Raw genomic sequence first — 23,871 nt, forward strand, 5'->3', positions numbered from 1 at the left:
GATAAAAAATGCAGATGATTGCCAAGAGTGTGAAATTTTGTTTTTATACGGAGTATGCCCCTAAAAGCGATAGGGAAAGTGAGCTAAATTTGAGCTTTGATGAGAATAAAAAGGTAAATTTTGCTCTTAGATTTTTCTAAAGTATGTTGCAGGCTTTACACTACCACAAAGACCAAAGCGCAGATATCAAATTTGCTTTTATCTATTAAATTTAAAAGAAGCCTGCCACTAAAGTTATAGAAAACATGAAGCAAAATCTATCTTTGAAAAAGTTTTTCTCTTACGCTTTTTTAAATATACGCTTTGCGTCACAAAGCAAAGTCTAAAATATCGGTGCTTGTCAAAACTAAACGTGGAATTTTTTACAATTAAATTTTGGCAAAAACTACAATAGGATAGACGCCTACCCATAGGCTTTTTGCATAAATTTAACTCGCTCGCTTGCCATAAATTTACTACTGCAACCTTTACAAACAAACATTTTTTATTAAAAAGCCAAAAATTTTAAATTTTATCTGCCGTGTGGAGTGTGGGCGTGAGTGCTTTTTTATAACGTTTTATCATTTTTCCTAATACAAAAGTCGCCCACTTCACGAAATTTAACCCCAAAAAACCCAGTAAATTTCAAACACGCTTCCGCGACTTTTATAGCAACACTTTTCGCACCAAAAAAACAAATTTACCGATCTTTTTAATAATAAATTTAAAAGACTATGAAATTTTAGTAGTCAAATTTATAGAGAAATTTTACTGATTGATCTTATCAAGCAGCTCTTCGACCTCTTCAAGTGCAAAGGCCTCTTCTGAGCTTTGTTTTAAGAAGCTCTCCATAAATTCTTTTTTCGAGATCGCAAGGTCAAGCTCCTTGTCGCTGCCCTTTTGATATGCGCCGATGCGAAGTAGGACCTCATTTTCTTTTAAAAGCGAGTAAAGGCGCTTAAATTTCATCGCATTTAGCTTGTGTTCTTTGCCGATCACGTCGCCCATGACACGCGAGGCCGAGTTTTGGATATTGATAGGTGGGTATATGCCAAAGTCTGTTAGCTCGCGGCTTAGCACGATGTGGCCGTCTAGGATAGAGCGGCTTTGGTCAGCTATCGGGTCGCTCATATCATCGCCCTCGACTAGCACGGTAAAAAACGCCGTGATACTGCCCTTGCCCTCCTCTTTGCCCGCGCGCTCCATTAGCTGTGGCAAGAGTGTGAGCGAGCTTGGCGGATAGCCCTTTGAGGTCGGTGGCTCGCCAAGTGCAAGGCCGATCTCACGCTGCGCCATCGCAAAACGTGTGACGCTATCCATAATAAAAAGCACGTCGTTGCCCTGCTGTTTGAAGTATTCAGCTACGCTCATCGCGCAAAAAGCGCCGTACTTTCGCATGAGCGAGCTATCATCGCTGGTTGCTACGATGATGACCGTGCCCTCTAGGTCGCCGCCTAGGTTTTTTTCGATAAATTCAGGCACCTCACGGCCACGCTCGCCTATTAGCGCGACTACTTTTATGGGAGCTAGCGTATTTTTTACGATCATACCCATGAGGGTTGATTTGCCCACGCCTGAACCTGCGAAAATTCCCAGCTTTTGCCCTTTGCCGCAGGTAAGCAGCCCATCTATAGTCTTTATGCCAACACTAAAAGGCTCGTTTATAAGCCCCCTTTTCATCGCATCTATCGGCGCTCTCATGATCGGCATATATTCAGTCGTGTCAATCGCCCCTTTGCCGTCAATGGGCTTCATAAATGGATCGACCACGCGACCAAGTAAATTTGGCCCCACTGGTATGCTCATACCCTGATCGCTCTCATAGACAAAGTCGCCTATCCTAAAGCCCTCGACAAAGCCAAATGGGCTGATGTAAGCGCCATCTGTCTTTATCTGCGTGACCATGCCAAGACCGTTTTTGCTCTTGTCTTTTGCTACTATGCGCACGATGTCACCGATACTTGGGCGAAGTCCGGTGATCTCTATCGTAGTAGCCGTGATCTTTGTGATGACACCAAAAGTATTTGAGAGCTTAACGCCCTCTTTAAGCCTTGAATTTATGCGCTCTAAGCTCAAAAATGCGTTTCCCTAGGCGAATTTATAAGCGAGAAAAACTCCCGCCTTGTGTCTGCGTTTTTGATAAAGCAGCCCCTAAGCGCAGAGGTCGTGGTAGTCGAGTTTATCTTCTCCACTCCCCTCATCTCAACGCACATATGCCTTGCCTCGACGACTACTCCAACGCCTTTTGGAGCGATAACGTCCTCAAGCGCCTTTGCGATCTGCTCGGTCATCTGCTCTTGAATTTGTAGGCGTCTGGCGTAGATATTTACCATGCGTGGAATTTTACTAAGGCCAACGACCTTGCCATTTGGGATGTATGCCACATGCACGCGGCCGATAATAGGCAGCAAATGGTGCTCACAAAGGCTGTAAAACTCGATGTTTCGCATTAAAACCATTTCGTTGTTTGAGCTGGTAAATAGCGCGTCACCAAGGACTTCTTTTGGGTCTTGATCGTATCCGCTAGTTAGAAATTTAAAAGCTTTATAAACGCGCTCAGGAGTTTTAATAAGCCCCTCTCTGTTTGGATCTTCACCGATGATAGTTAGCATATTTTTAACTGAATTTTCAAAACTCTCTTGCATAAATTTTCTCCATAATTTTATCGCCAAATTCTACGTTAAAACGCCTTTTATATCTATAAAAATTTACAAATTTACAATGAAATAAGGAAAATTCTGCTATATTTTGGGCTAAAAATTTGTATTCATAAAGGAATTCGATGGAAATCAAAATCAAAGCTCTAGATAGCGTAAATACCCTAGCAAGCACGACTATAAGTGCAGATGCTATAAAGTCTAGCGTAGAAAAACTAGCAAAAAAAGCAGCAAAAACTATGAAAGTAGATGGCTTTAGACAAGGCCATGTACCAGTCGCTGTCGTGCTAAAACGCTACGAGAAAGAGCTAACAAATGACGCTGAGCAAGATGTCTTAAGAGATGTAGTCGAAGAGACTATCAAACAAGCAGGCAAGAAAAATGACGACCTTATCGGCGAGCCTATCGTTTCAAAATTTGATAGAAAAGATGACAAGATCGACGTTGAGCTAACAGTTTCATTTAAGCCAAGTGTCGATGTGAGCGGCTATGAGAGCTTGTTACCTGAGTTTTCAAACCCACGCGTTTTGAAAAAAGATATCGACGAGAAGAAAACTGAGCTTTTAAAAATGATAGCTCCACTTGAAAAAGTAGAGAGCAAAAGAGGCCTAAAAGTTGGCGATTTTGCTAAATTTGACTTTGAGGGCTTTGTTGATGGCGTTGCATTTGAAGGTGGCAAGGCTGAAAACTACGTGCTTGAGATCGGCTCAAATCAATTCATCCCAGGCTTTGAAGATGGCATGGTAGGCATAAAAGCTGGCGGCGAAAAAGATATCGAGGTTAAATTCCCAGAAAACTACGGCGCTGCACATTTAGCTGGCAAAGATGCCGTTTTTAAAGTCAAACTTCATGAAATTCAAGAGAGAAAGATCCCTGAAAAACTAGACGAAGAGATGCTAAAAACTATCCTTCCAAACGAAGAAAAACCAACTGAAGAGCTACTTGAAGAGCGCATAAAAGAGCAAATTCGCCAAGAGAAAATTTATAAACTTATAAACGAAGAGCTAAAACCAAAATTTGCTGAAGCTGCGGTTGAGAAATTTAAATTTGACGTGCCAAAAAATATCGTCGAGCAAGAGATCGATATGCAGTTTAGAAACGCATGGAGCTCATTTACTCCAGACGATATGAAGAAATTTAGAGAAGACAAAGATGCTCTAGCTAAAAAACGTGACGAGTACAGAAAAGACGCTGAAAATAGCGTTCGCCTAACTTTCATCATCGATGAGCTAGCTCGCGTAAGAGGCGTGAAAGTGAGCGATCAAGAGGTCGTTCAAGCGATCTATTTTGAGGCATATAGAAGCGGTCAAGATCCAAAAGCACACCTTGAGATGTACCGCAACCAAGGCATGCTTCCAGCTATAAAGATGTCGATGATCGAAGAGAAGCTATTTAGCGAGCTTTTCAATAAAGAAAAAGACGAGAAAAAAGCAAGCAAAAAAGAGAAGGCTGAGTAATGAGCTATTACGTTCCTGTCGTAGTTGAAAGAACTAGCAGAGGTGAGCGAAGCTATGATATATACTCCCGTCTTTTAAAAGACAGGATCGTTATGCTAAGTGGCGAGATAGAGGACGGCATGGCTGCTTCTATCGTCGCTCAGCTGCTATTTTTAGAGGCTGAAGATCCAGATAAAGATATCTACCTTTACATAAACTCACCAGGCGGCGTGATAACAAGTGGCTTTAGCATCTATGACACGATGAACTACATAAAGCCAGATGTTTGCACGATCTGCATCGGTCAGGCCGCTAGTATGGGTGCATTTTTACTAAGCTGTGGCGCACCTGGCAAAAGATATGCACTGCCAAATTCTCGTATCATGATACACCAACCACTCGGCGGTGCTAGAGGACAAGCGACTGATATCGAGATACAAGCTCGCGAAATTTTACGTTTGAAAGAAATTTTAAATGGAATTTTGGCAAAAAATACAGGCCAAAAACTAAGCAAGATTGTAAAAGATACTGAGCGTGACTTCTTTATGAGTTCAGCTGAAGCTAAAGAGTACGGACTTGTCGATAAAATTTTGGAGAAAAGTTTTAAATAAGGCCCAAAGTGATAAAGATAGATAACGCACCAGATCCAAAGAAAAAAGCAGCTGAAGCAAAACCAGCTGTCAAAAAAGAAAAGGTAAATATCTATAAATTTTCAGAGGACGTTTTGCACGAACTAAGCGACGACAACGTCCCATCTACGCCGACAAACTACTCTATCTACTTTGAAAAGATGCTTGATGGGCAGTCAGATGAGTTTAGAAAAGAGATCGGCGATATCATCGTGGCAAATTCTGAAAGCTCAGTGCCGACAAATGGCAACATCTCTATCGAAAAAGAGGTAAAACAAGGCTTTATCCAGATAAAGAGCATGCTTCAAGCAGTCGTGCTCATCTATAAAAATTTAGGCGTTATGAGAAGCCTAGTGCAAAAGCGTATGGATGGGCTTAAAAACAACACAAATGTCCTTGCGCTGCAAAATGTCTTAAGCGCCTTTAACCAAGACCTCATCAAGCTAAACGACCTCATGGATAAGCACCTTGACGTCATCAAGATGAGCTACGAAGAGGTCGGCAAGATGTTTAAGGCGATCGAAGAGCAGTCGATCTACGATACGACCTACGAGGTCTATAACAAGAAATTTCTAGTAGCGACCATAAGCAGCGAGATCGAGTCTGTTAGGCGCTACGGCTATAATGCCTCATTTTTGCTAGTTAAGATAAAAGATAAATTTGCAAACCGCGTTAAAAATTTAAAAGAGCGAAACAATATGTTTAAAAGCATGTCGCAGCTTCTTTTAAGAACTTCACGTAGAAGCGATATAGTCGCACACTACGGCGATGGCTGCTTTGCTATGGTGATGAAATACACCGACGAAAACGGCACAAAACAAGCGTGCGCGAGAATTTTAAACATGCTCTCATCTATGCCTTGGAAGATCGACAATGAAGAGTGCAAACTAGACGTGCAGATCGTCTCAAGCATGATCTCAAAGATGAAAAGCACCGAAGAGTTGCTCTCTCACGCACTTGACAAGCTAGAGACCAACCAAGACCTAAATGAGCCACTATTTTTAGACGAGAAAGCAGAGAATTAGTTTGATCCTAGAAGTTTTATCCTATCCAAATAAAAAACTTTATGAAATTTCAAAAGAGGTTGAAGTTTTCGATGAGAAGCTTCATAAGCTTCTTGATGATATGTATGAGACGATGATCGCAAAAGAAGGCATCGGTCTTGCGGCCATACAAATAGGCGTTGCAAAGAGAATTTTTATCATAAATTTAGCCAACGAAGAGGGCGTGCAAGATAGAGAAAATTTAATCGAGATCATAAACCCAAAATTTGAGCTACGTGAGGGCGAGTGCGTCTATCAAGAGGGCTGCCTTAGCGTGCCTGGCTACTACGAGGACGTTAAGCGAAGTGAGGTCGTTAGCATCAAATTTCAAGACCGCTTTGGCAAAGAGCAGACCTTAAAAACTGACGGGCTACTAGCGATCGCTATCCAGCATGAAAATGACCATTTAGACGGACATCTTTTTATAGAAAAAATAGGCTTTAACAAACGCAAAAAATTCGACAAGGAATACAAAAAGCAGAAAAAAGAAAAGACATCATGAAGTCCCTAAAATGTGCTACTTACGGCGACGGACTAAAGATCATTGATGTTGAGTCTATCTTTTCGCGTGGGCTTCCTGGCTTTAGTATCGTGGGCCTTGCAAGCACCAGCATCAAAGAGAGCACAGAGCGCGTAAAGGCGGCCCTTTTAGCGCTTGACTTTGCCTTTCCCGCTCAAAAAATAACCATAAATTTATCCCCCTCAGACCTGCCAAAAAGTGGCTCACATTTTGATCTAAGTATCGCACTTCTCATCGCTCTTCAAAAGGCAAAAAGCTTGGAGAAAATTTTTGTTTTTGGAGAGCTTGGGCTTGATGGCAGTGTAAAAAGCACGGCAAATTTGTTCTCTATCCTACTTTTTTTAAGCACGCAGGTGCAAAAGGCAAAAATTTTAGTGCCAAAAGAGATAGCGCCCAAAGCCTCGATGATCCCAAATTTAGAAATTTACGGCGTTGGCACACTAGAAGAGGCGATCAAGTTTTTTAGCGACGCAGAATTTGCAAAAAGCATGCATTTTAGCGCCACGCACGAGCTATTTTCAAATGTGATAGAAGTTGGCGGCAAAAGATATGTTCCAAATTTAAACTTCGAGCTTGATTTTAAGGACGTTTTAGGCCAAGAAAGAGCCAAAAGAGCCTGCGTTATCGCAGCCGTTGGCATGCACAATATCTTATTTGAAGGCAGCCCGGGCAGCGGTAAGAGCATGTGCGCAAAACGCCTAGTTTATATCATGGCGCCACAAAGCCTAGAAGAGGTGCTAAAGTCCGCCGCCTACCGATCGCTAAACCTGCAAGATAGCGAATTTACAAGCACTAGAGCCTTTCGCTCACCACACCACACCTCGACAAAAAGCTCGATCTTTGGCGGTGGCTCAAACGTCGCAAAGATCGGCGAGATCGCACTTGCAAATGGCGGAGTGCTATTTTTTGATGAGTTCCCACACTTTGCTAAACAGGTGATAGAAAGCCTCAGAGAGCCGCTTGAAGACAACCAAATCCACATCGCAAGGGTAAATTCAAAAGTGACTTATGAGACTAAATTTATCTTCGTAGCTGCGCAAAATCCATGCCCTTGTGGAAATTTATTCTCACGCAACCTAAACTGCAAATGCAGTGAAAATGAGATAAAAAACTACAAAGCCAAAATTTCTGCCCCAGTGCTTGACCGCATAGACTTAAAGGTCGCGATGGATGAGAGCTCGCCAGATGACAAGGCTAGTTTGAGCTCACAGCAGATGAGCGAGATGGTTTTAAAAGCCTTTATATTTCAAAAAAAGCGTGATCAAACGGAGCTAAATGGCAAGCTAAATGACGCGCAGGTGGCTAAATTTTGCACGTTAAACGCCGAGGCAAGTGAGATTTTGCAAAAGGCTGCCACAAAGTACAACCTCTCTCAAAGGGGCATAAAAAGGACGCTTAGAGTGGCTAGAAGTATCGCCGATCTTGACGAGAGCGAGCAAATTTTAAAGCCCCACATCTTAGAGGCGCTTAGTTTTAGGGCATAGAATGAAAAATTTATATTTAGACACGAGAGTTTTGGACGAGCGAGCAAGCGAGAAATTTGGACTTAGCGAAGAGCTTTTAATGGAAAATGCAGCCGCAGCCATAGCAAATTTCATCCGTAAGAAATTTAAAAAAGGCGTGAGAGTGCTTGGCGTTTGTGGCGCAGGAAACAACGGCGCTGACGTGCTTTGCGCTTTAAGAATGCTAGAGGGCGAGTATGAGTGCGAATTTATCCTAGCTAGTCAAAATTTAAAGCCACTTGCCACCAAACAGCTCGAGCGAGCTAAAATTGCTGGCGTGCGAGAGAGCAAAGAGATAGAAAATAGCTTAAATAGCGCAAAATGCCTCATAGACGGGCTTTTTGGCTCAGGGCTAAATAGAGCTTTGGATCAAAATTTAACTAATCTCATCTCAAAAATAAACGCCAGCCCCGCTTATATCATCGCTTGCGACGTGCCAAGCGGACTAAGTAGCGAGGGCAAAGTGCTTGGCGCTTGCGTAAAAGCAGACGCCACCATCACGATGGGAGCTAGAAAGCTAGGGCTTTATAGTGACGTGGCAAAGGACTACGTGGGCAAGATAAAGATCGCTACTCTTGGTATAAGCGCGCAAAACTACGAGTGCGAGAGCGACTATCATCTGCTTGAAAAATGCGACCTCATGCTTCCAAATAGAAAAAATCAGTGCGTAAATAAGGGCGACTTTGGCCACGCATTTATCATATCTGGCGAGCACATAGGGGCTAGCAAGCTTTGCGCAAAGGCGGCATTTGCCTTTGGGGCTGGGCTAGTTAGCGTGATAGGCGAGCAGAGTTTAAATTTACCAACACACATCATGCAAGCTAGCAAGATAAGTGAAAAAATGAACGCTGGAGCCCTTGGCATGGGGCTTGGCAAAAAAGGCGTAGAAGAGCTTGACGTAGAAATTTTAAAGGGCAAAAAGCTCGTTCTTGACGCTGATATCTTTTACAGCCCAAAAGTGCTTGAGCTGCTAAGCGAAAACTGCGTCTTGACACCTCATCCAAAGGAGTTTTGCTCTCTTTTAAAAATTTGCAAAATAGCCGATATAGATGTGCAAACCTTGCAAGAAAACAGATACGCTTATGCGAGGGCTTGGAGCGAGAAATTTAAGGCTGTGCTTGTGCTAAAAGGGGCAAACACCATAATCGCCAAAGATGGGCAAATTTACGTCATGCCTTATGGTAAAAGCGCGCTTGCAAAAGGCGGCAGCGGCGACGTGCTAAGCGGTCTTGTACTAGCACTTTTGGCTCAAGGCTATGAACCGCTAGATGCTGCCATCTCAGCCACTTTAGCTCATGCGCTTAGTCTTAGAAATTTTGACAAAAACAGCTATGCGCTGGAGCCAACAGACATCATCAAAGGAGTAAAATGCTTACGAAAAAGATAGCCGTGCTTTTTAGCGGCAGTGGCTCAAATTTAGAAGCGATACTTAAAAAAGTTCATAATCAAATTTTTAACGGCGTAAAGATAGAAGTTTGTCTTTGTATCTGTAATAAACCTGGTGCATTTGGCATAGAGCGTGCTAAGAAATTTGGGCTTGAAACGCTCGTCATAGAGAGTGCTAAATTTAAAAATCGTGAGGAATTTGACGCTGTTTTGGTGGAGCAAATTTTAAAAAGTGGGGCAGATCTTACGGTACTTGCAGGCTTTATGAGGATACTAACACCAGTTTTTACGGCGCAGATAAAAGCCATAAACCTTCACCCATCTATCCTGCCGCTTTTTAAGGGCGCGCATGCGATAAAGGAGAGCTTTGAGAGCGACATGATGATAGGCGGCGTGAGCGTGCATTACGTGAGTGAGGAGCTTGATGGGGGCAAACTGATCGCGCAAAGGGCGTTTGAGCGAGAGGACGGCATGAGTTTAGATGAGTGGGAGGCTAAAATTCACGCCATAGAGCATGAAATTTTGCCTGAGAGCATAATAAAAATTTTAACAAAGGAAGTAAATGTTTGAATGGTTGAGTTCGCCAGAGGCGTGGATATCGCTACTTACGCTAACTGGCTTGGAGATAGTTTTAGGCATAGATAACATCATATTTATCGCTATTTTAGTAGGCAAACTGCCGCCAGAGCAAAGGGGCAAAGGCCGCATTTTAGGGCTTGGCTTTGCGATGATCACTAGGATCATCCTGCTACTTTCGCTATTTTGGATCATGAAGCTTACAAAGCCGCTCTTTAGTATAGGCGAGCTTAGCATCACTGGACGCGATCTAGTGCTTATAATAGGCGGTCTATTTTTGATAGTAAAATCATCAATGGAGATCCACGCAAACGTCACTGGCAAGCACGAAGAGGCTCACGAGAGCAAGTCTCATCCAGGATTTTTTGCGACTATCCTTGAGATAGGCATTTTAGACATAGTCTTTTCGCTTGATAGCGTTATCACCGCAGTTGGCATGGCTCAGCACATCGATATCATGATACTTGCCGTCATCATCGCAGTTGGCGTGATGATGTTTGCCTCAAAGGCGATCTCAGAATTTGTCGATAACAACCCAACCATAAAAATGCTCGCGCTAGCATTTTTAGTGCTAGTTGGCTTTGCGCTCATACTTGATGGCTTTGGCGTGCATGTGCCAAAAGGCTACATCTACTTTGCGATGGGCTTCTCGCTAGCGGTTGAGTGCCTAAATATCTACGCTAGAAAAAGGGCTTCAAGAGATCAAAAGTAAAAATGTGAGCTAAAATGCAGATAAAAAATTTAGATCACATCGTGATAGTCGTAAGCGACGTTAAAGAGGCGCTTAAATTTTACTGCGACATTTTAGGCATGCGACCAGCTCAGAAAGACGGTCACATTAGCCTAAAATTTGGCTCACAAAAGATAAATTTACATAGGTTTGAGGGCGAGTTTTTACCTGCAGCAAAGCATCCAACAAAGGGTAGCGCTGATATATGCTTTTAGCTAAAAATGACATAGAAGATGTGCGCTTGGAGCTACTTTCAAAAAGCATAAAGCCCGAGCTTGGCGTCGCTAGGCGAAACGGAGCACTTAAAGCAATGAAAATTTATATATTTATGGCAGAAATTTGATAGAGCTTAGTCCAGATAAAATTTAACAAGAATACAGCTTGGACCTACTAAAAGACCCGCTAAATAAACTAATCATCTCGCTCTCGCTGCCAGCTGGCGTGGGTATGATGTTTAACACGCTTTACAACGTCACTGGCACATTTTTCGCCGCTAAAATTTCTACCCTTGCAGTTGCTGGCATGGCGATGAGCTTTTTGCTCTATCTAAGTGTCGTTGGCATCGGTCTTGGCTTTGGCTCGGCACTCACCGCGCTAATAGGCAACAGCCTAGGCGCAAACAAACCAAAAATGGCTAAACTTTATGCGGCAAATGGCATCATCTTTGTGCTTCTTTTTGCCCTATTTATGGGACTTTGTGGCTACTTGCTAGCGCCAAATCTGCTAGTGCTTTTAGGCGCTGATCATCACTACATCAATGAAGCACTTGACTACGCTGGTGTCATCTTTCTTGCAGCTCCATTTTTCTTGCTTATAAAATCGCTTAACGGCGTTCTAGTCGCACTTGGCGATACTAAAAGCTACCGCAACTGGCTATTTTGCGGCCTTTTTATCAACGCATTTTTTTGCTATCTTTTTGCTTTTGGCTTTGCTCTTGGTGTAAAAGGCCTTGCTCTAGCAACGGCTAGCGTGCAGTTTTTAGGCATGATCTATCTCTTTTTTAAAGTTAGAAAAAGCAAGATGATAGAGCCTAGAAATTTAGGCTACTTCGTGCCAAATTTAGCCGTCTGGGCAAAGATACTAAAGCAAGCCTTGCCAGCTTGTCTAAACTACCTCTCAATGTCGCTTGGCTCGCTCGTGCTTTTAAAATTTGTGAGCTTTTACGGCGTCAATGCAGTGGCAGGTTATGGCATAGCTTTAAGGATCGAGCAAATTTTAGTGCTTCCAACCATCGGCATGGCAGCAGGAGTGCTTAGCATCATCTCAAGAAACTACGGCGCTAAGAGCTTTCAAAGAACGATGCAGTGCTACAAACTATCGCTTCTTTTTTTGCTCATCTACTGCGCCTTTGCCTACATCTTTATCAGGCTTTTTGGCGAGAGCGCGATCAAGCTCTTTGACAGCACGCCAGCCGTGCTAGAAGTGGCAAAGCTCTACCTTAGCATCAACTCACTTGCCTACATGGCTTACGGCACGATAAACATCTCAGGCAGCACGCTACAGGCCATAAAACGCCCAGTGGCGATCTTTTTGCTAAATGGCTTTAGACAGCTCGTGCTTCAATGCTCGCTCTTTTACGTGGTGGTCTTTTGGCTAGGACTTGAGATTAAATTTATGTGGCTAGCGCTCTTTTTTAGCGTCTATTTTACGGCAGTTTGCTTTTTGGCTTGGACGCTTTTTAGGTTAAAAAGAGCTAATAAATTTTAGCCACAAACATCTATGATATAATCTCGCAAAATATAAATTTTAAGGAGCTAAAGTGACTAACACAGTAATGCTTCAAGGGCAAAATGGCTTTATAATCACAAGCGAAATCATCAGCGCCATGAAACAGCTTTTTGGCGAAAAGATCAAAGTAGTAGAGATAGATGATGAGTTGATCGATAATGTTTTGGATATAAAAGATGCAAAAGAGGCTGAGGAAATTTATGCTAGATTTGTAGCAAGTAACAGCAAAGGCACGACGCTTGATGAACTCAAAAAAGAAAACTGCTTATGAAAGTTATCATTACCGATGAAGCAAAGGTAAATTTTAACAAACTTGATGGCTCTGTTAAAAAGCAAATCATCAAGGCTCTCGAAAAACTAGAAACCCTAAAAGACCCGCGTGATAGTGGAAAGGCTCTAGTAGCAAATTTAAACGGACTTTGGCGTTATAGAGTTGGTGATTATCGCTTGATTTGCTTGCTAAAAGACGACGAACTAATAATCCTGCTTTTAAATATCGTAAAAAGAGATGAAGCTTACTTAGACAAAAACGTAAAACTACTTTTAAAGCTAAAAGAAAAAGCAGAAAAATCTTCTTAAGAGCTAAATTTAACTCCTCAAGCTTTTAAATTTAAAGCTAAACGCAAAAAAGCAAAGCGAGGCGACTAAGATGATGCTGGCTCCACCTGTGAGGTTAAAGTAAAAGCTAATCACAAGCCCGCTGAAGCAAAAAATGATAGAAAAAATGGTTGAGATTAGCATCATGAGCCCCAGCCTTTTGGCAAAAATTTGAGCAATATATGGCGGTATGGTAAGTAGCGCGATGACAAGTATTAGCCCCACGACACGGATCGTAGCCACCACGCAAAGCGCCATCATACAAACTAGCAGATAGTGAAAAAATGTCGTATTTACCCCGCGAAGTTTTGCAAACTCCGCATCAAAGCTGATCGCCACAAACTGGCGGTAAAAAAGTGCGATGAGAGCCAAAAACAAGAGGTCTAAAACGCTCATAAAGATAATATCTGTGCCGCTAACTGCAAGGATCGAGCCAAAAAGATAGCTCATAAGATCGGCGTTATAGCCAGGCGTTAGATCGATGAAAATGATGCCAATCGCCATGCCAATCGCCCAAATAGCGCCTATTACGGAGTCAATGTTTGTCTTATCTTTTAGCGTGATCGTGGCGATAATGAGCGCTAAAAATAGCGAAAATATGCTCGCTCCAAAAAGCGGCTCGAGCGAGAAGAAAAATGCAAGCCCTATGCCGCCATATGCGCCGTGTGCGATGCCTCCAGCGATAAAAGTCATCTTGTTTATCACCACAAGCGAGCCTATCATGCCGCATATTATGCTTACTAAAATGCTCGCAATAAAGGCATTTTGCATAAAATTTAACTCTAAAATTTCACTCATTTTCTCTCTTTAAAATTTAAAAACATTGCTCTTTGTTTTTTCACAACCACACTCGCCAAGTGCGATCTCGACATCACAAAAATGGCTATGTGTTCTAGCTAGATGCTCGATAAATTCCCTCTTTGCAAGGTTTTCATGCGTTTTATGAATGTGTAAATTTTTACTCACGTAAGCGATCTTTGTAGCGTAATTTAGCACGATATTCAGGTCGTGACTTACCAAAACCACACCCACGCCATTTGCGTTTATACCCTTTAAAATTTCATAAATTTCAGCCTGCCCTTTTGTGTCGATGCTTGCCGTTGGCTCATCTAAGATGAGCACTTTTGCGTTTGCACAAAGCGCTCTAGCGATATAGACGCGCTGCCTTTGACCGCCACTTAGCTCGCCGATCCTTGCATCTGCAAACTCCCTCATACAGACTTTTTCAAGGGCACTTAGCGCTAGGGCTTTTTCATCTTTTGAGTAAAAACCAAAGATTTTTTTATCGATTAGCCCCATTAAAACGACTTCTAAAACCATCATCGGAAAGCTTTGATTTGATAGGAAATTTTGTGGCACGTAGCCTATAAATTTACTTACCTCGCTTGGCTCTTTACCAAAGAGCTTGATCTCGCCGCTTTGAGGCTTAAGCAGACCCAAAATGAGCTTTAAAAGCGTGCTTTTGCCCCCGCCATTTGGACCAATTATCGCTAAAAACTCGTCGCTACTATAGTCTAAATTTATATCCTCTAAAACGACTTGTTTATCGTAGCTAAAGTTTAAATTTCTAATTTTTATAATATCTTTCAAAACAGGCTCTTTTGCGTAAATGTCGTGATAAAAATGAAAAGTCCAAGCCAAAGCATGATGCCAAGGGCTGCAAATTCTGCGTAGATTTTAAACTTTTTTAGCTTAATGTTCGTGCTGATCTTTGAGCCAAAAACTGCCGCTACAAATATCACCACGCTCATGCCAAGTGCCATAAACAGGCCACTTATCACGCCTGCAAAGTAGCTACCTATCTCATTTGCCAGCACAAAGACTAGTATCGTGCCAGGACAGGGCACAAGAGCCGCAGCAGCCGCTACTAGCCACTCCTCTTTGCTCTTTGGCTTTTTAGTGGAGCAAATTTGACAGCCACAATCACTTGTAAATTTTGTATTTTTACTCAAATTTTGACTTAGATTTGAGCTAAAAATATAAAATTTAGTCTCATTTTTGTTTGATAGATAAAATTTGATCTTTTTAACGAGCATAAAAATCGCCACAAAAAAGATCACAACTCCAGAAAACGCGGTCGTTATGCTAGCTGTGTCCTTTGTAAGGTCGTTACTCACCTCTCGTAGCAACAAAAAGCTAGCAAAGACAAAGACAAATGCGCCCACAACATGCAAAAAGCCGATTTTTAACGCAAATAAAAACGCCCTTTTGTAGCTGCCACCAGTTGCGGCAAAATATGAGCTTGTTAGCACCTTGCCATGACCTGCGCCAGCAGCGTGCAAGAAGCCATAGCCAAATGAGATAAACGCTAAAAATAGCAGCGCAAGCGGACTTTTGTAATCCACGCTTCTTAAAATTTGCTTTAGCCTATCAAGCAAGCTTAGGCTAGTTTTTGAAACGATGTCAAATTTAGCCTCATCAATCTTATCTATCTGGCTTAAATTCTCATCGCTCACGCTGGCTACTGGCTCTTTTAGCAGCTCTTTAAGCGCTGGCTTTTCGTTGTGAGCTTTGGCTGCTTCTTTGCTTGAAAATGTAAAAAATATCAAATTTGAGTTTGAATTTGGTATCGCCCAGAAGCTTTCACCCACCAAAAATGCGTTATTTTGCGTGAATTTAAAGTTAAAATAGCCCTCTTTGTCCTCCATATCAACCGACACGACAAGTCCGTCAGCGATCACTAAATTTGTCTTAAAACTAACATCAAATTTAAGCCTGCCCTCGTCAAAGTAGAGCTTGTAATTATTTAAATTTGGCTCTATTATAGTGGCGTTTTCGTCTTTGTAATAGTACTCAATGTCCGTTAGATAGTGCCTTGGCACGAGGTAGTCTAGTAAATTTAAGCGGATCTTTCTAAGCTCTTTATCATCTATCTTTTCATCTTGATTGAGGTCAAAATTTTGCTTCATCAGATCTGAGAAATTTTGCGAAAAAGTCCAAGTAAAGGCTATTTGCGTGATATTATTTTCGTTAGCTACAAATTTCGCGCTAACGTGAGCTGTTGGGCTATAAAGCGAGCATAGAGCACACCCGAAGGCATTTATGGCTAGTATGCAAATGACGATCAGGCGTGCTAACATTTTTATAGACTTTTAGCGAAAATTTCAGCCGTTTTTTTCATCTCGGCTAGCCAGTTTTCAGGCAACTGATCTATCATGACGACCTTTGAGCCAGTCTCTTTTGCGATCAAATTTGCAGCCTTTGTTGGGAATTGTGGAGCTACGAAAATGACCTTTACACCGTGCTCTTTAGCCTCTTCTATAAGCTCTTTTAGCTCAGCTGGCTTTGGCTCTTTGCCCTCTACCTCGATAGCGATCTGCTCTAGGTCATAGCGCTTTGCAAAGTAGCCCCAAGATGGGTGATATACGATAAATTCACGAGTTTTGACATCTTTTAGAGCGTTTTTGATAAAGCCATCAAGCTCGTCAAGGCTAGCTTTAAATTTAGCCAAATTCTCCTCATAAAGCTTTGCATTTTGCGGGAATTTTTCTATTAGCGCCTTAGCGATATTATCAGCTTGAGTTTTTACCAAGATAGGGTCAAGCCAGATGTGCGGGTCAAGACCGTCATGGTGATGATGGTGATCATGATGGTCATGAGCGCCATGGTCGTGGTGCTCGTGTTTATGTTCGCCCTCGTGCTTATGCTCGTGGTGCTCTTCATGCTCATGCTCCTCGCTCATAGCGATCTTTTCGATGCCCTCTTGCGTCTTTACGATACGTAAATTTTTAAACGTCTTTGAGAAGCGATCAAGCCACGCGTCCTCAAACTCGATGCCGATAGCAAAGTAAAGCTCGCTCTTTTCAAGCTCCTTCATCTGCTTTGGTTTTGGCTCATAGGTGTGTGGGTCAGCCCCTTTGCCAACCATCGCATTTACATCTAGCGTATCTCCTGCGATCTGCTCGACAAAAAATTTCGTTGGCAGTATGCTAGTAGTCACAACCGGCTTTGCAAAAAGAGACAAAGCACAAACAGCTAAAAAAACGATAATTTTTCTCATTATCTCTCCTTTAAAAAATAATTGCGAAGTTTAGCAAAATGCAACTTGGTTGCAACTTAAAAAGCAAAAGCCTAAATTTAGCCTTTTCTTTTAAATATAGTTTAAATCTTTTAGCGTTAATATACGAAAAATCAAAAGGGTAAAGATGAACGCGAGAAATTTCTTAGAAGAGCACAACATCAAGGCTACGACGCTTCGCATAAAGCTTGTTGAAATTTTGCAAAACGCCAAGGCGCCGCTAAGCTACGATGAAATTTTAGAGAGCCTTGACGCAAACAAGACGACCTTTTATAGAAGTATGGAAATTTTCGAAAAAGAAAATCTCGTGATAAAAACCGAAAACAACCACAAGAGCTACTACGAGCTGGCAAATGAGGCCAAAGCCTACTTCATCTGCGACGTCTGCCACAAGGTGACAAACATCGACATGCCCCACCTAAGCGTCGCTAAAAATATAAAAAGCGCCGTGATAAAGGGCGTTTGCAACGAGTGCGGTCACGAGTAAAGCGCGATGATCTCAGCCGGGATAGCTTTTGGGCGGTTTGTCTTTAGATCGATATAGACAAACTCTGTCTTGCCAGTTGCTATTAGCTCGCCATCTTTTTTAAACTCAAAATATCTGCAAGATGTCGCCTTACCCTCAGTCTGCGTGTAGGTGTGAATTTCTATCTTATCCATCAGCTTTGCGCTTTTTATATATTTTGCTTCATTTTTTCTAATGAGCCAAATTTCACCCCTTTTATACTGTGCCTCGACCGTGTCGCCAACAGCAGCAGAGTGGGCAAATGCGGCCTCTTGCATAAGCGTGAAATAATAGACATTATTCATGTGTCCGTGCATGTCGATAGCTTGTGGCGGGATGGTGACGCGATATATAAAATCTCTCATTTTTGACCTTTTTTGCTAAAATTATAACCAAAAAAGAGGAGCTAAAATGCAAAATTTATGGGATAAAAAGGCGTCAAACTACCAAAGATTTGACGGCAAGATCAGCGCTATCCAGCAGCAAATTTATGGTAAAGCCTTGGCTTGGGGGATAGACTTTAACGGCAAAGAAATTTTAGATATCGGCTGTGGCACAGGCGTTTGGAGCATATTTTTATCAAAAACGGCTAAGCATATAACTGGCATCGATAGCTCAGAAAAGATGATAGAAATTTTAAACGAGGACGCAAAGAGATTTGGCGTGACAAATTTAACCAGCGAGGTTTGCTCGTGGAGAGAATTTAAGCCAGCAAGGCTCTTTGATATCGCTATTTGCACGATGAGCCCAGCCATTGCAAGCGACGAAGACTTTGCGAAATTTCAAAACTGTGCCAAGCAAAAGCTCTATCTTGGCTGGGACAAGCCTAGAAGCTCTGATCTGCTTGAGCCATTTTTTGAAAAATTTGGTCGCGTGCTCTCTCAAAAAAATGTCGTAGATAGGCTCGAAGCGTGGCTAAATGAGCAAGGCATCGCTTTTAAGAGTCAAATTTTAAACGAAACTAGGATCGCTAGACGAAGCGTGCAAGAAGCAGCTGAAAATATCTGCTGGCACCTTGAGATAAACGGAGCTAAAAACTACGATGAAAAGATGGTTTTAGCAATGTTAAAAGAGAGATTTGAGGGCGAGTTTATAGATGAAAAAATAGACTCGCAAATGAAGCTTTTTGTCTTTTAAGGCTTAAATTTAGAGCAAATTTGCTTGCCAAATTCGCTAAAAATGACGCCAAAGATGATTAGCATGGCTCCAAAAATTTGCCAGATGCTAAGTAGCTCGCCAGCAAAAAAGTAGCCTATTAGCCCAGCAGAGACTGGCTCTAGACAGAAAAACAAGGCTGCCTTGCTAGCGGTCGTGTATCTTTGAGCGATCGTTTGCACAAAGTAGCAAAATATGGTGCCAATCACCGTCGTGATAAATATCGCTATGAAAAATTCCCTATCAAATTTTGGCACGATACTGCCCTGAAAAAGCGCAAAAACAAGCGAAAGCATGGCATTTGTGAGAAAGACCACAAAGACAAGCAGATAAAGCTCGCTCTTTCTTACAAAGTGGCCATTTAGCGTAGTATAAAGCGCATAAAATATCGCGCAAACAAGCGCTAGTGCCTCTCCGCTCCCAAGTGCGAGCGTGGCGCCACTTAAGAGCCAAAGCCCAAAAATAGCGATCATAGCGCCCAAAATGGCAAAAATACTTATCTTATTTTTAAAAATAAAAGCCGCCATAAAAGGGACTATCGCGCACTCAAGTCCCGTGATAAAGGCGACGCTCGAGCTAAAAGTGAGCTTTAGGGCGTAAGTTTGCGTGGCAAATGATAAAAAGAGCACCGCGCCAAGGATAATGCCGTAGATGACGCTCTTTTTGTCAAATTTCTTAGTAAATTTAAGCGCGACAAAGCCCATAAAGATAGCCGAGAGAAAAAACCGGCAAAAGAGCATGACAAAGACGCCATTTGTCTTTAGCGCGTTTGCCATGGGTAAAAACGTAGCGCCCCAAACGACGGCAACTACGATAAGAGCGATGTCGGCTTTGTTTTGAGCGCTTAAATTTCTCATTTAAAGATCGAGTCAAGCACCTTTTTGCCGCTATCTAGGCTAAAGCCGCTTCTTAGCCCCTTTTCCTTCTCGCTCATCACGTTAAATAGCCCATCTAGCGTCTTTCTCGTGATATAGGCGTTTAGATCTTCGCCTTCATCTGGCACATATTCGCTTGCGCCTAAATTTTTAGCTAGGCTCTTCACTGATTTTATCGTTTCGTTATTTTTTGCTGAGCCACCGATGAAAGAATTTAGCCCATTATAGGCAGTAGCAAAGCTATTATCACTCATCATTTTCTCGATTATCGGCGTAAATGCCGCCTTTAGCTTTTGGCTGGAGCTTTGCTGCAAATACTTCGTAACGCTATCGCTGCCGCCATTAAAGAGCTTTTTGACATCAGCTTCGCTCATATTTTTTATGCTATCACTAAAAATTTCAGCAGCCTTTGGCACGGCCGTGGTTGCGGCGTTGTTTATCGACTTGCTAAGGTCTTGCGCCCACTTCTCGCCGCCCACTTTTTTGGCTAAATTTGACGCCATTTCAAGGCTTTTTGGAAGCGGGATTTTAGCTGTGGCGTTGTTTATAAAGCCCTCTTTTGAAAGCTCGCTCACAGCGGCATTTAGCGCCTCGCCAACTAAGCTTTTATAGTCGCCGCTTGATGCATGAGTGGCGATTTTGACACCTTTATTTATCATATCATCCATGCTTGCGGCTTGCAAATTTAAAGCAAGCGCGCCACAAAGCATAACAAGAGTTCTTTTCATCTTCTCTCCTTTTTTAAATTTAAAGCAAAATCATACAAAAAATATCTAAACGCTTAAAATAAATTTAATATTTTTGCACTAGAATTCACCCTTTTTTGAGGGGAATTTATGCAGCTTTTACTTCTTAGCTTCGCTCTTAGCATGGATAGTGCGGCACTAAATATGGCAAACGGCGCAAGGTATAAAAGCCTTGGCTTTGGCAAAATTTTATTTATAGCTTTTATGCTTGGCTTTTTTCAGTTTCTCATGCCGCTTCTTGGCTATTTTCTAGGCATTAGCTTTGCTAAATTTATAAGCTCCATTGATCACTTCATCGCATTTTTTATACTTTGTTTTCTTGGCTTTAAAATGCTAAAAGAGGCCTGTAGCAGTGAGGCTGGCGAGTCATTAAGTATGGATACTAAGACCATTTTTATAGGTGCATTTGCCACGAGCATCGACGCGCTTGCCATCGGTGTCACGCTTAGCTTTGAAGCGGTTAATGTATTTGAGAGTGCGCTCATCATCGGCGTAGTCTGCTTTGTGCTAAGCCTAGCCGCCTTTTACATCGGTAAATTTATGGGTGAAATTTTAGAGAAAAAGGCGCTTTTTTTAGGTGGCGCGATACTTATATTTCTAGGCTGTAAAATCCTAATCACCCACCTGCTAGAAGAGGGCGTGCTCTAAATTTCTATCTCTATGCCAACTGGACAGTGGTCGCTGCCGGTGATCTCTGGCAGGATAAAGGCGTCTTTTAGCCTATCTTTTAGCCCCTGCGAGATGAAGAAATAATCAATCCTCCAACCTACGTTTTTTGCCCTTGCATTAAAGCGGTAGCTCCACCACGAGTAGGCGTCCGTAACGTCGCCATTTACGGCTCTAAAGGTATCTATAAAGCCACTTTTTAAAACCTCATCTATCCACGCTCGCTCGATAGGCAAAAAGCCAGAAGTCTTGGCGTTTGCCTTTGGATTTTTCAGGTCGATCTCGCGGTGAGCGGTATTTACATCGCCACAAAATATCACCTCTTTGCCGCTTTTTACAAGCTCTTTGCAGTAAGCTAGAAATTTCTCGTAAAAGTCCATCTTGTAAGCTAGCCTCTCGTCGTCCTTTTGACCGTTTGGAAAGTAGATGTTAAAAAGCACGATATCATCAAATCTATGCTCCAAAACTCGCCCCTCCGTGTCGTCAAAAAAGGCCGCTTTTTGCGTTTGCACGTCAAATTTAGCAAGGCTCATCACCCCAGAGTAACCAGCCCTTGCGCCTGAATTTACACTGATATCTTTAAAGCCAAGGTTGTAAATTTCTTTTGGCACGTCATCTTCTTTGACCTTGATCTCTTGCAGCCCCAAAAAATCAGGCTTAACCTCATCAAGCCAGCCAAAGCCATCTTTTGCCACGACTGCGCGCAGCCCATTTACGTTCCAGCTAATAAGTTTCAAATTTCATCCTTTTTTTAATTATAATTATGCCAAAAATCACAAAAAGGAAAGTTATGAGAAACCAGCCAACGTATAAATTTTTTAAAAATTTTGGCTACGCAAGAGAGGGTTTGGCTGAAATTTTTAAAAACGAAAAGAGCTTTCGGATAGAAATTTGCATATTTTTGGTAGCTAGCATTTCGCTATTTTTTTGGAAATTTGACCTTATTTTTAACCTATTTTTGATCTTTAGCATGGCATTTGTGCTAGTTTGCGAGTGCCTAAACTCGAGCCTAGAGCGAGTGACTGATCTTGCAAGCCCAGACTATCATGCCCTAGCAAAGGCAGCGAAGGACGCTGGAAGTGCTGCCGTGATGATCGCAAATTTCTTATGTGGCGCGCTTTGGTGCGTGGCTATATATTATAAATTTTGAGATTAGCGTGAAAGAGCAAATTTACAAGGTGCTGCTTGGCGAGAAAAAGGTAGAGATCATAAATTTACTTTGCGAGCTAAGCGATGAAAATGGCTTTATAATGCTTAAAATTTCAGAAATTTGCGAGAAGCTAAATGTGAGCAAACCAACCGTGATAAGCACGTTTAAGCTGCTTGAAGAGAAGAAAATTTTTGAGCGAGTAAAAAACGGGGTTTATAGATTTAAAAATTTATAGTGGCAAGCAAATGCCTGCCACTAGTAGTTTTAGCCTATGGTCTCAGCAGCGATCATACCAAATGTCAAGCAATCAGTTATCGCAACTGATCCTAGACGGCTGGCTCCGTGAACGCCACCTGTGATCTCGCCAGCTGCATATAAATTTGGTATAGGCATAGCTGTTTGAGAGTTCATGACTTGGGCTTTTGTGTTGATATTTAGGCCACCCATTGTGTGGTGCACTTTTGGCGTGCCACGCTCTGCGTAAAACGGCGGAACTGAGATATCAATGCCCTTTGTCGTAGTCGCAACAACTGGCTTGCCAAAATCCTCATCAACGCCTTTTTTAACAAATTCGTTGTATCTTGCGACTGTTTTTTTGAGCTCATCAACTGGGATCTTATACTCAGCTGCCAAAGCATCAAGTGTGTCAAATTTCTTGCAAATTCCAGCTGCGATAGCCTTTTCATAGTGGGCTGGGAGCATGTGAGGAAGGGCTCTTGAGTCGCAGAAGTTGATAGGGAAGTTTTTATCGTCTTCGCCTTTTTCATGGATGACTTTAAACATCGCTTCAGTTCTTGTCCTGCGGTCAGCTAGCTCGTTCATATAGCGTTTGCCAGTTCTTGGATCGACTGAAATTCCAAATGGAAAAGCGCCATTTACGTTAAACATCGATCCCACGCCAAAGCCTGTCTCATCGGCACATCCCCATGGGCCGTACTGGATCCAGCTTGGCTGAACTGGATAAGCACCCGCTCTAAATGCCGCTAAAAGCGCGCCTGCTGTTGAGCCTGGTTGGTTAGTTGAGTCTGTCTCAGGTGTGATCCTCGGATCTTGAAGACGCCTAAAAATTTTATCTCTACAAAAGCCGCCAGCTGCTAGCACAACGCCCTTTTTGGCTTTTATATATTTTGTATCGCCGCCTTTGTTTTCGACGTCGTCACTCATCAAATTGCCATCAAATTTGTAGTTTTCTCTGACGATGACGCCTACAACTGCGCCCTTGTCGTCAAAGACAAAATCATCAAATTTTGTCCTTTTTTTGATCGACGCGCCCTCTAATTTTTCAAATGTCGCAGTCATAGGAAGCACGATGCCAGCGCCACTGCCGACCTCTGTTTGAAGGCTTCTTGGCACTGAGTGACCACCTGCGTGAGTGATCTGATCGATATATTTTGCACCACAATCAAGTGTGAGCTTGTAGGCATCTTGCGCTCTCTCGCCGATCTTTGCCAAAAGATCAACGTGGTTGATGCCTCGACCTGCTTTCAAGCAGTCTTTGATAAATAGCTCTGTGCTATCTTTGATGCCAGCTTTCTTTTGCATGTCGCTATTTGGAACGGCAAAAATTCCGCCGTTGATGACAGAGTTGCCACCTGTGCGGCCCATCTTTTCGATCAAAACGACTTTGTTGCCTTTTTTGGCTGATGTCACACCAGCTGCAAGAGCTGCAAAGCCTGAGCCGATGATGACTACGTCATACTCCTCGTCCCATTTGACATCTTTTTCGTTCATCGCACTAGCCATTAAATTTGTAGCGCCCATGCCAAGTGCCGTGGCTCCGATAGCGCTAAATTTCACAAAATCTCTTCTAGATAAACCTGAATTTTTCATGCTCTCTCCTTTGAAGTAAGATAATTGCTTATTAGATTATACGACTTTTTTATTTAAATTTGCTAATTAATTTTTTAAATTAAATTTTATTAAAGCTAGGTGCGAGTTAGGCGGACTTTGGTAATATTTATTGACACTATTTT

The 23,871-nt window shown here is 42.3% G+C and carries 30 protein-coding genes; 19 read left to right on the forward strand and 11 right to left on the reverse strand.

Annotated elements, in window-relative coordinates; genetic code table 11:
- Window positions 1-8: 8 nt before the first annotated feature.
- Window positions 9-140 carry a hypothetical protein gene (locus tag G6W43_RS10745; protein WP_275052078.1) on the forward strand — a complete coding sequence of 44 codons (132 nt, stop codon included), beginning with the start codon at window positions 9-11 and terminating at the stop codon, window positions 138-140.
- Window positions 141-747: 607 nt separating this feature from the next.
- On the opposite strand, the gene fliI is transcribed toward G6W43_RS10745, so the two are convergent.
- Window positions 748-2,055 (reverse strand): flagellar protein export ATPase FliI, encoded by a 1,308-nt coding sequence (gene fliI / locus G6W43_RS04125; protein WP_004317323.1) that lies wholly within the window; start codon window positions 2,053-2,055, stop codon window positions 748-750.
- Complete coding sequence (gene folE / locus G6W43_RS04130; RefSeq protein WP_004317386.1) at window positions 2,052-2,624, reverse strand: GTP cyclohydrolase I FolE; 573 nt, start codon at window positions 2,622-2,624, stop codon at window positions 2,052-2,054. The genes fliI and folE overlap by 4 nt, the downstream gene beginning before the upstream one ends.
- 137 nt (window positions 2,625-2,761) lie before the next feature.
- Between folE and tig the strand changes: the two genes are divergently transcribed.
- From tig to G6W43_RS04195, 13 genes are read left to right on the forward strand one after another with little or no spacing between them, the layout of a single operon-like run.
- On the forward strand, window positions 2,762-4,093 hold the full coding sequence (tig, locus tag G6W43_RS04135; RefSeq protein ID WP_149712412.1) for a trigger factor: 1,332 nt from the start codon (window positions 2,762-2,764) through the stop codon (window positions 4,091-4,093).
- Complete coding sequence (clpP, locus tag G6W43_RS04140; protein ID WP_004317374.1) at window positions 4,093-4,683, forward strand: ATP-dependent Clp endopeptidase proteolytic subunit ClpP; 591 nt, start codon at window positions 4,093-4,095, stop codon at window positions 4,681-4,683. The genes tig and clpP overlap by 1 nt, the downstream gene beginning before the upstream one ends.
- An 8-nt stretch (window positions 4,684-4,691) precedes the next feature.
- On the forward strand, window positions 4,692-5,726 hold the full coding sequence (locus tag G6W43_RS10790; protein WP_107943984.1) for a GGDEF domain-containing protein: 1,035 nt from the start codon (window positions 4,692-4,694) through the stop codon (window positions 5,724-5,726).
- A gap of 1 nt (window position 5,727) precedes the next feature.
- A complete protein-coding gene (gene def / locus G6W43_RS04150) occupies window positions 5,728-6,246 on the forward strand; it encodes a peptide deformylase (protein ID WP_103614072.1) in 519 nt (172 codons plus the stop codon).
- The gene (locus G6W43_RS04155) at window positions 6,243-7,748 is read left to right on the forward strand and encodes a YifB family Mg chelatase-like AAA ATPase (RefSeq protein ID WP_149712411.1); all 1,506 of its coding nucleotides are present in this window, start codon (window positions 6,243-6,245) and stop codon (window positions 7,746-7,748) included. The genes def and G6W43_RS04155 overlap by 4 nt, the downstream gene beginning before the upstream one ends.
- 1 nt (window position 7,749) lies before the next feature.
- Window positions 7,750-9,153 carry an NAD(P)H-hydrate dehydratase gene (locus tag G6W43_RS04160; protein ID WP_194169226.1) on the forward strand — a complete coding sequence of 468 codons (1,404 nt, stop codon included), beginning with the start codon at window positions 7,750-7,752 and terminating at the stop codon, window positions 9,151-9,153.
- Window positions 9,135-9,722, forward strand: a complete 588-nt coding sequence (purN, locus tag G6W43_RS04165; RefSeq protein WP_009295075.1) for a phosphoribosylglycinamide formyltransferase — start codon at window positions 9,135-9,137, stop codon at window positions 9,720-9,722. Before G6W43_RS04160 ends, purN begins: the two co-directional genes overlap by 19 nt.
- Complete coding sequence (locus G6W43_RS04170; RefSeq protein ID WP_087583407.1) at window positions 9,715-10,440, forward strand: TerC family protein; 726 nt, start codon at window positions 9,715-9,717, stop codon at window positions 10,438-10,440. Before purN ends, G6W43_RS04170 begins: the two co-directional genes overlap by 8 nt.
- Before the next feature lie 14 nt (window positions 10,441-10,454).
- A complete protein-coding gene (locus G6W43_RS04175) occupies window positions 10,455-10,673 on the forward strand; it encodes a VOC family protein (RefSeq protein ID WP_194169227.1) in 219 nt (72 codons plus the stop codon).
- Window positions 10,664-10,801, forward strand: coding sequence for a hypothetical protein (locus G6W43_RS04180; protein WP_194169228.1), 138 nt, complete (start codon window positions 10,664-10,666; stop codon window positions 10,799-10,801). Before G6W43_RS04175 ends, G6W43_RS04180 begins: the two co-directional genes overlap by 10 nt.
- Before the next feature lie 38 nt (window positions 10,802-10,839).
- The gene (locus tag G6W43_RS04185; RefSeq protein WP_194169229.1) at window positions 10,840-12,165 is read left to right on the forward strand and encodes an MATE family efflux transporter; all 1,326 of its coding nucleotides are present in this window, start codon (window positions 10,840-10,842) and stop codon (window positions 12,163-12,165) included.
- Between the two features lie 52 nt (window positions 12,166-12,217).
- Window positions 12,218-12,457 (forward strand): hypothetical protein, encoded by a 240-nt coding sequence (locus tag G6W43_RS04190; RefSeq protein ID WP_087583405.1) that lies wholly within the window; start codon window positions 12,218-12,220, stop codon window positions 12,455-12,457.
- Complete coding sequence (locus G6W43_RS04195; RefSeq protein ID WP_087583404.1) at window positions 12,454-12,765, forward strand: type II toxin-antitoxin system RelE family toxin; 312 nt, start codon at window positions 12,454-12,456, stop codon at window positions 12,763-12,765. The genes G6W43_RS04190 and G6W43_RS04195 overlap by 4 nt, the downstream gene beginning before the upstream one ends.
- 9 nt (window positions 12,766-12,774) lie before the next feature.
- On the opposite strand, the gene G6W43_RS04200 is transcribed toward G6W43_RS04195, so the two are convergent.
- The 4 genes from G6W43_RS04200 to G6W43_RS04215 are packed head-to-tail and all read right to left on the reverse strand — an operon-like array spanning window position 12,775 to window position 16,783.
- On the reverse strand, window positions 12,775-13,581 hold the full coding sequence (locus G6W43_RS04200) for a metal ABC transporter permease (RefSeq protein WP_194169230.1): 807 nt from the start codon (window positions 13,579-13,581) through the stop codon (window positions 12,775-12,777).
- Between the two features lie 9 nt (window positions 13,582-13,590).
- Window positions 13,591-14,373 (reverse strand): metal ABC transporter ATP-binding protein, encoded by a 783-nt coding sequence (locus G6W43_RS04205; RefSeq protein WP_194169231.1) that lies wholly within the window; start codon window positions 14,371-14,373, stop codon window positions 13,591-13,593.
- The gene (locus G6W43_RS04210; protein ID WP_194169232.1) at window positions 14,370-15,863 is read right to left on the reverse strand and encodes a nickel/cobalt transporter; all 1,494 of its coding nucleotides are present in this window, start codon (window positions 15,861-15,863) and stop codon (window positions 14,370-14,372) included. Before G6W43_RS04210 ends, G6W43_RS04205 begins: the two co-directional genes overlap by 4 nt.
- A gap of 2 nt (window positions 15,864-15,865) precedes the next feature.
- Window positions 15,866-16,783: a metal ABC transporter solute-binding protein, Zn/Mn family gene (locus tag G6W43_RS04215; RefSeq protein ID WP_194169233.1), complete on the reverse strand. Its 918-nt coding sequence runs from the start codon at window positions 16,781-16,783 to the stop codon at window positions 15,866-15,868.
- Between the two features lie 145 nt (window positions 16,784-16,928).
- On the opposite strand from G6W43_RS04215, the gene G6W43_RS04220 reads away from it, so the two are divergent.
- Window positions 16,929-17,288 carry a Fur family transcriptional regulator gene (locus tag G6W43_RS04220; protein WP_194169234.1) on the forward strand — a complete coding sequence of 120 codons (360 nt, stop codon included), beginning with the start codon at window positions 16,929-16,931 and terminating at the stop codon, window positions 17,286-17,288.
- Here the strand turns inward: G6W43_RS04220 and G6W43_RS04225 are convergent.
- The gene (locus G6W43_RS04225) at window positions 17,279-17,671 is read right to left on the reverse strand and encodes an acyl-CoA thioesterase (protein ID WP_149718668.1); all 393 of its coding nucleotides are present in this window, start codon (window positions 17,669-17,671) and stop codon (window positions 17,279-17,281) included. The two genes, G6W43_RS04220 and G6W43_RS04225, sit on opposite strands and share 10 nt — an antisense overlap.
- Window positions 17,672-17,717: 46 nt before the next feature.
- Here G6W43_RS04225 and G6W43_RS04230 point away from each other — a divergent pair, with 46 nt between their 5' ends.
- The gene (locus tag G6W43_RS04230) at window positions 17,718-18,443 is read left to right on the forward strand and encodes a class I SAM-dependent methyltransferase (RefSeq protein ID WP_103617403.1); all 726 of its coding nucleotides are present in this window, start codon (window positions 17,718-17,720) and stop codon (window positions 18,441-18,443) included.
- Here the strand turns inward: G6W43_RS04230 and G6W43_RS04235 are convergent.
- Entirely contained in the window at window positions 18,440-19,318 is an 879-nt protein-coding gene (locus G6W43_RS04235) for a DMT family transporter (protein WP_194169235.1), read from the reverse strand. The two genes, G6W43_RS04230 and G6W43_RS04235, sit on opposite strands and share 4 nt — an antisense overlap.
- On the reverse strand, window positions 19,315-20,064 hold the full coding sequence (locus G6W43_RS04240) for a DUF4197 domain-containing protein (RefSeq protein WP_194169236.1): 750 nt from the start codon (window positions 20,062-20,064) through the stop codon (window positions 19,315-19,317). Before G6W43_RS04240 ends, G6W43_RS04235 begins: the two co-directional genes overlap by 4 nt.
- 108 nt (window positions 20,065-20,172) lie before the next feature.
- Here G6W43_RS04240 and G6W43_RS04245 point away from each other — a divergent pair, with 108 nt between their 5' ends.
- Window positions 20,173-20,730 (forward strand): manganese efflux pump MntP family protein, encoded by a 558-nt coding sequence (locus G6W43_RS04245; RefSeq protein ID WP_194169237.1) that lies wholly within the window; start codon window positions 20,173-20,175, stop codon window positions 20,728-20,730.
- Here the strand turns inward: G6W43_RS04245 and G6W43_RS04250 are convergent.
- Window positions 20,727-21,485, reverse strand: a complete 759-nt coding sequence (locus G6W43_RS04250) for an exodeoxyribonuclease III (RefSeq protein WP_194169238.1) — start codon at window positions 21,483-21,485, stop codon at window positions 20,727-20,729. The two genes, G6W43_RS04245 and G6W43_RS04250, sit on opposite strands and share 4 nt — an antisense overlap.
- A 53-nt stretch (window positions 21,486-21,538) precedes the next feature.
- Between G6W43_RS04250 and G6W43_RS04255 the strand changes: the two genes are divergently transcribed.
- On the forward strand, window positions 21,539-21,898 hold the full coding sequence (locus G6W43_RS04255) for a diacylglycerol kinase (RefSeq protein WP_194169239.1): 360 nt from the start codon (window positions 21,539-21,541) through the stop codon (window positions 21,896-21,898).
- Window positions 21,899-21,905: 7 nt separating this feature from the next.
- Complete coding sequence (locus G6W43_RS04260; RefSeq protein WP_223227547.1) at window positions 21,906-22,133, forward strand: replication/maintenance protein RepL; 228 nt, start codon at window positions 21,906-21,908, stop codon at window positions 22,131-22,133.
- A 29-nt stretch (window positions 22,134-22,162) separates the two neighbouring features.
- On the opposite strand, the gene G6W43_RS04265 is transcribed toward G6W43_RS04260, so the two are convergent.
- Window positions 22,163-23,728 carry a flavocytochrome c gene (locus G6W43_RS04265; protein ID WP_103608691.1) on the reverse strand — a complete coding sequence of 522 codons (1,566 nt, stop codon included), beginning with the start codon at window positions 23,726-23,728 and terminating at the stop codon, window positions 22,163-22,165.
- Window positions 23,729-23,871 lie beyond the last annotated feature (143 nt).

The organism is Campylobacter concisus, from assembly GCF_015229965.1.
Taxonomy (GTDB): domain Bacteria; phylum Campylobacterota; class Campylobacteria; order Campylobacterales; family Campylobacteraceae; genus Campylobacter_A; species Campylobacter_A concisus_BD.

Coding starts and splice junctions, on each gene's coding strand:
- G6W43_RS04175 (WP_194169227.1), top strand. CDS start 10,455: ATGCAGATAAAAAATTTAGATCACATCGTGATAGTCGTAAGCGACGTT.
- G6W43_RS04200 (WP_194169230.1), bottom strand. CDS start 13,581: ATGAGTGAAATTTTAGAGTTAAATTTTATGCAAAATGCCTTTATTGCG.
- G6W43_RS04220 (WP_194169234.1), top strand. CDS start 16,929: ATGAACGCGAGAAATTTCTTAGAAGAGCACAACATCAAGGCTACGACG.
- tig (WP_149712412.1), top strand. CDS start 2,762: ATGGAAATCAAAATCAAAGCTCTAGATAGCGTAAATACCCTAGCAAGC.
- G6W43_RS04180 (WP_194169228.1), top strand. CDS start 10,664: ATGCTTTTAGCTAAAAATGACATAGAAGATGTGCGCTTGGAGCTACTT.
- G6W43_RS04195 (WP_087583404.1), top strand. CDS start 12,454: ATGAAAGTTATCATTACCGATGAAGCAAAGGTAAATTTTAACAAACTT.
- G6W43_RS04230 (WP_103617403.1), top strand. CDS start 17,718: ATGCAAAATTTATGGGATAAAAAGGCGTCAAACTACCAAAGATTTGAC.
- G6W43_RS04255 (WP_194169239.1), top strand. CDS start 21,539: ATGAGAAACCAGCCAACGTATAAATTTTTTAAAAATTTTGGCTACGCA.
- G6W43_RS04225 (WP_149718668.1), bottom strand. CDS start 17,671: ATGAGAGATTTTATATATCGCGTCACCATCCCGCCACAAGCTATCGAC.
- purN (WP_009295075.1), top strand. CDS start 9,135: ATGCTTACGAAAAAGATAGCCGTGCTTTTTAGCGGCAGTGGCTCAAAT.
- folE (WP_004317386.1), bottom strand. CDS start 2,624: ATGCAAGAGAGTTTTGAAAATTCAGTTAAAAATATGCTAACTATCATC.
- G6W43_RS04240 (WP_194169236.1), bottom strand. CDS start 20,064: ATGAAAAGAACTCTTGTTATGCTTTGTGGCGCGCTTGCTTTAAATTTG.
- G6W43_RS04170 (WP_087583407.1), top strand. CDS start 9,715: ATGTTTGAATGGTTGAGTTCGCCAGAGGCGTGGATATCGCTACTTACG.
- G6W43_RS04235 (WP_194169235.1), bottom strand. CDS start 19,318: ATGAGAAATTTAAGCGCTCAAAACAAAGCCGACATCGCTCTTATCGTA.
- G6W43_RS04210 (WP_194169232.1), bottom strand. CDS start 15,863: ATGTTAGCACGCCTGATCGTCATTTGCATACTAGCCATAAATGCCTTC.
- clpP (WP_004317374.1), top strand. CDS start 4,093: ATGAGCTATTACGTTCCTGTCGTAGTTGAAAGAACTAGCAGAGGTGAG.
- G6W43_RS04245 (WP_194169237.1), top strand. CDS start 20,173: ATGCAGCTTTTACTTCTTAGCTTCGCTCTTAGCATGGATAGTGCGGCA.
- G6W43_RS04265 (WP_103608691.1), bottom strand. CDS start 23,728: ATGAAAAATTCAGGTTTATCTAGAAGAGATTTTGTGAAATTTAGCGCT.
- G6W43_RS10745 (WP_275052078.1), top strand. CDS start 9: ATGCAGATGATTGCCAAGAGTGTGAAATTTTGTTTTTATACGGAGTAT.
- G6W43_RS04155 (WP_149712411.1), top strand. CDS start 6,243: ATGAAGTCCCTAAAATGTGCTACTTACGGCGACGGACTAAAGATCATT.
- G6W43_RS04215 (WP_194169233.1), bottom strand. CDS start 16,783: ATGAGAAAAATTATCGTTTTTTTAGCTGTTTGTGCTTTGTCTCTTTTT.
- G6W43_RS04160 (WP_194169226.1), top strand. CDS start 7,750: ATGAAAAATTTATATTTAGACACGAGAGTTTTGGACGAGCGAGCAAGC.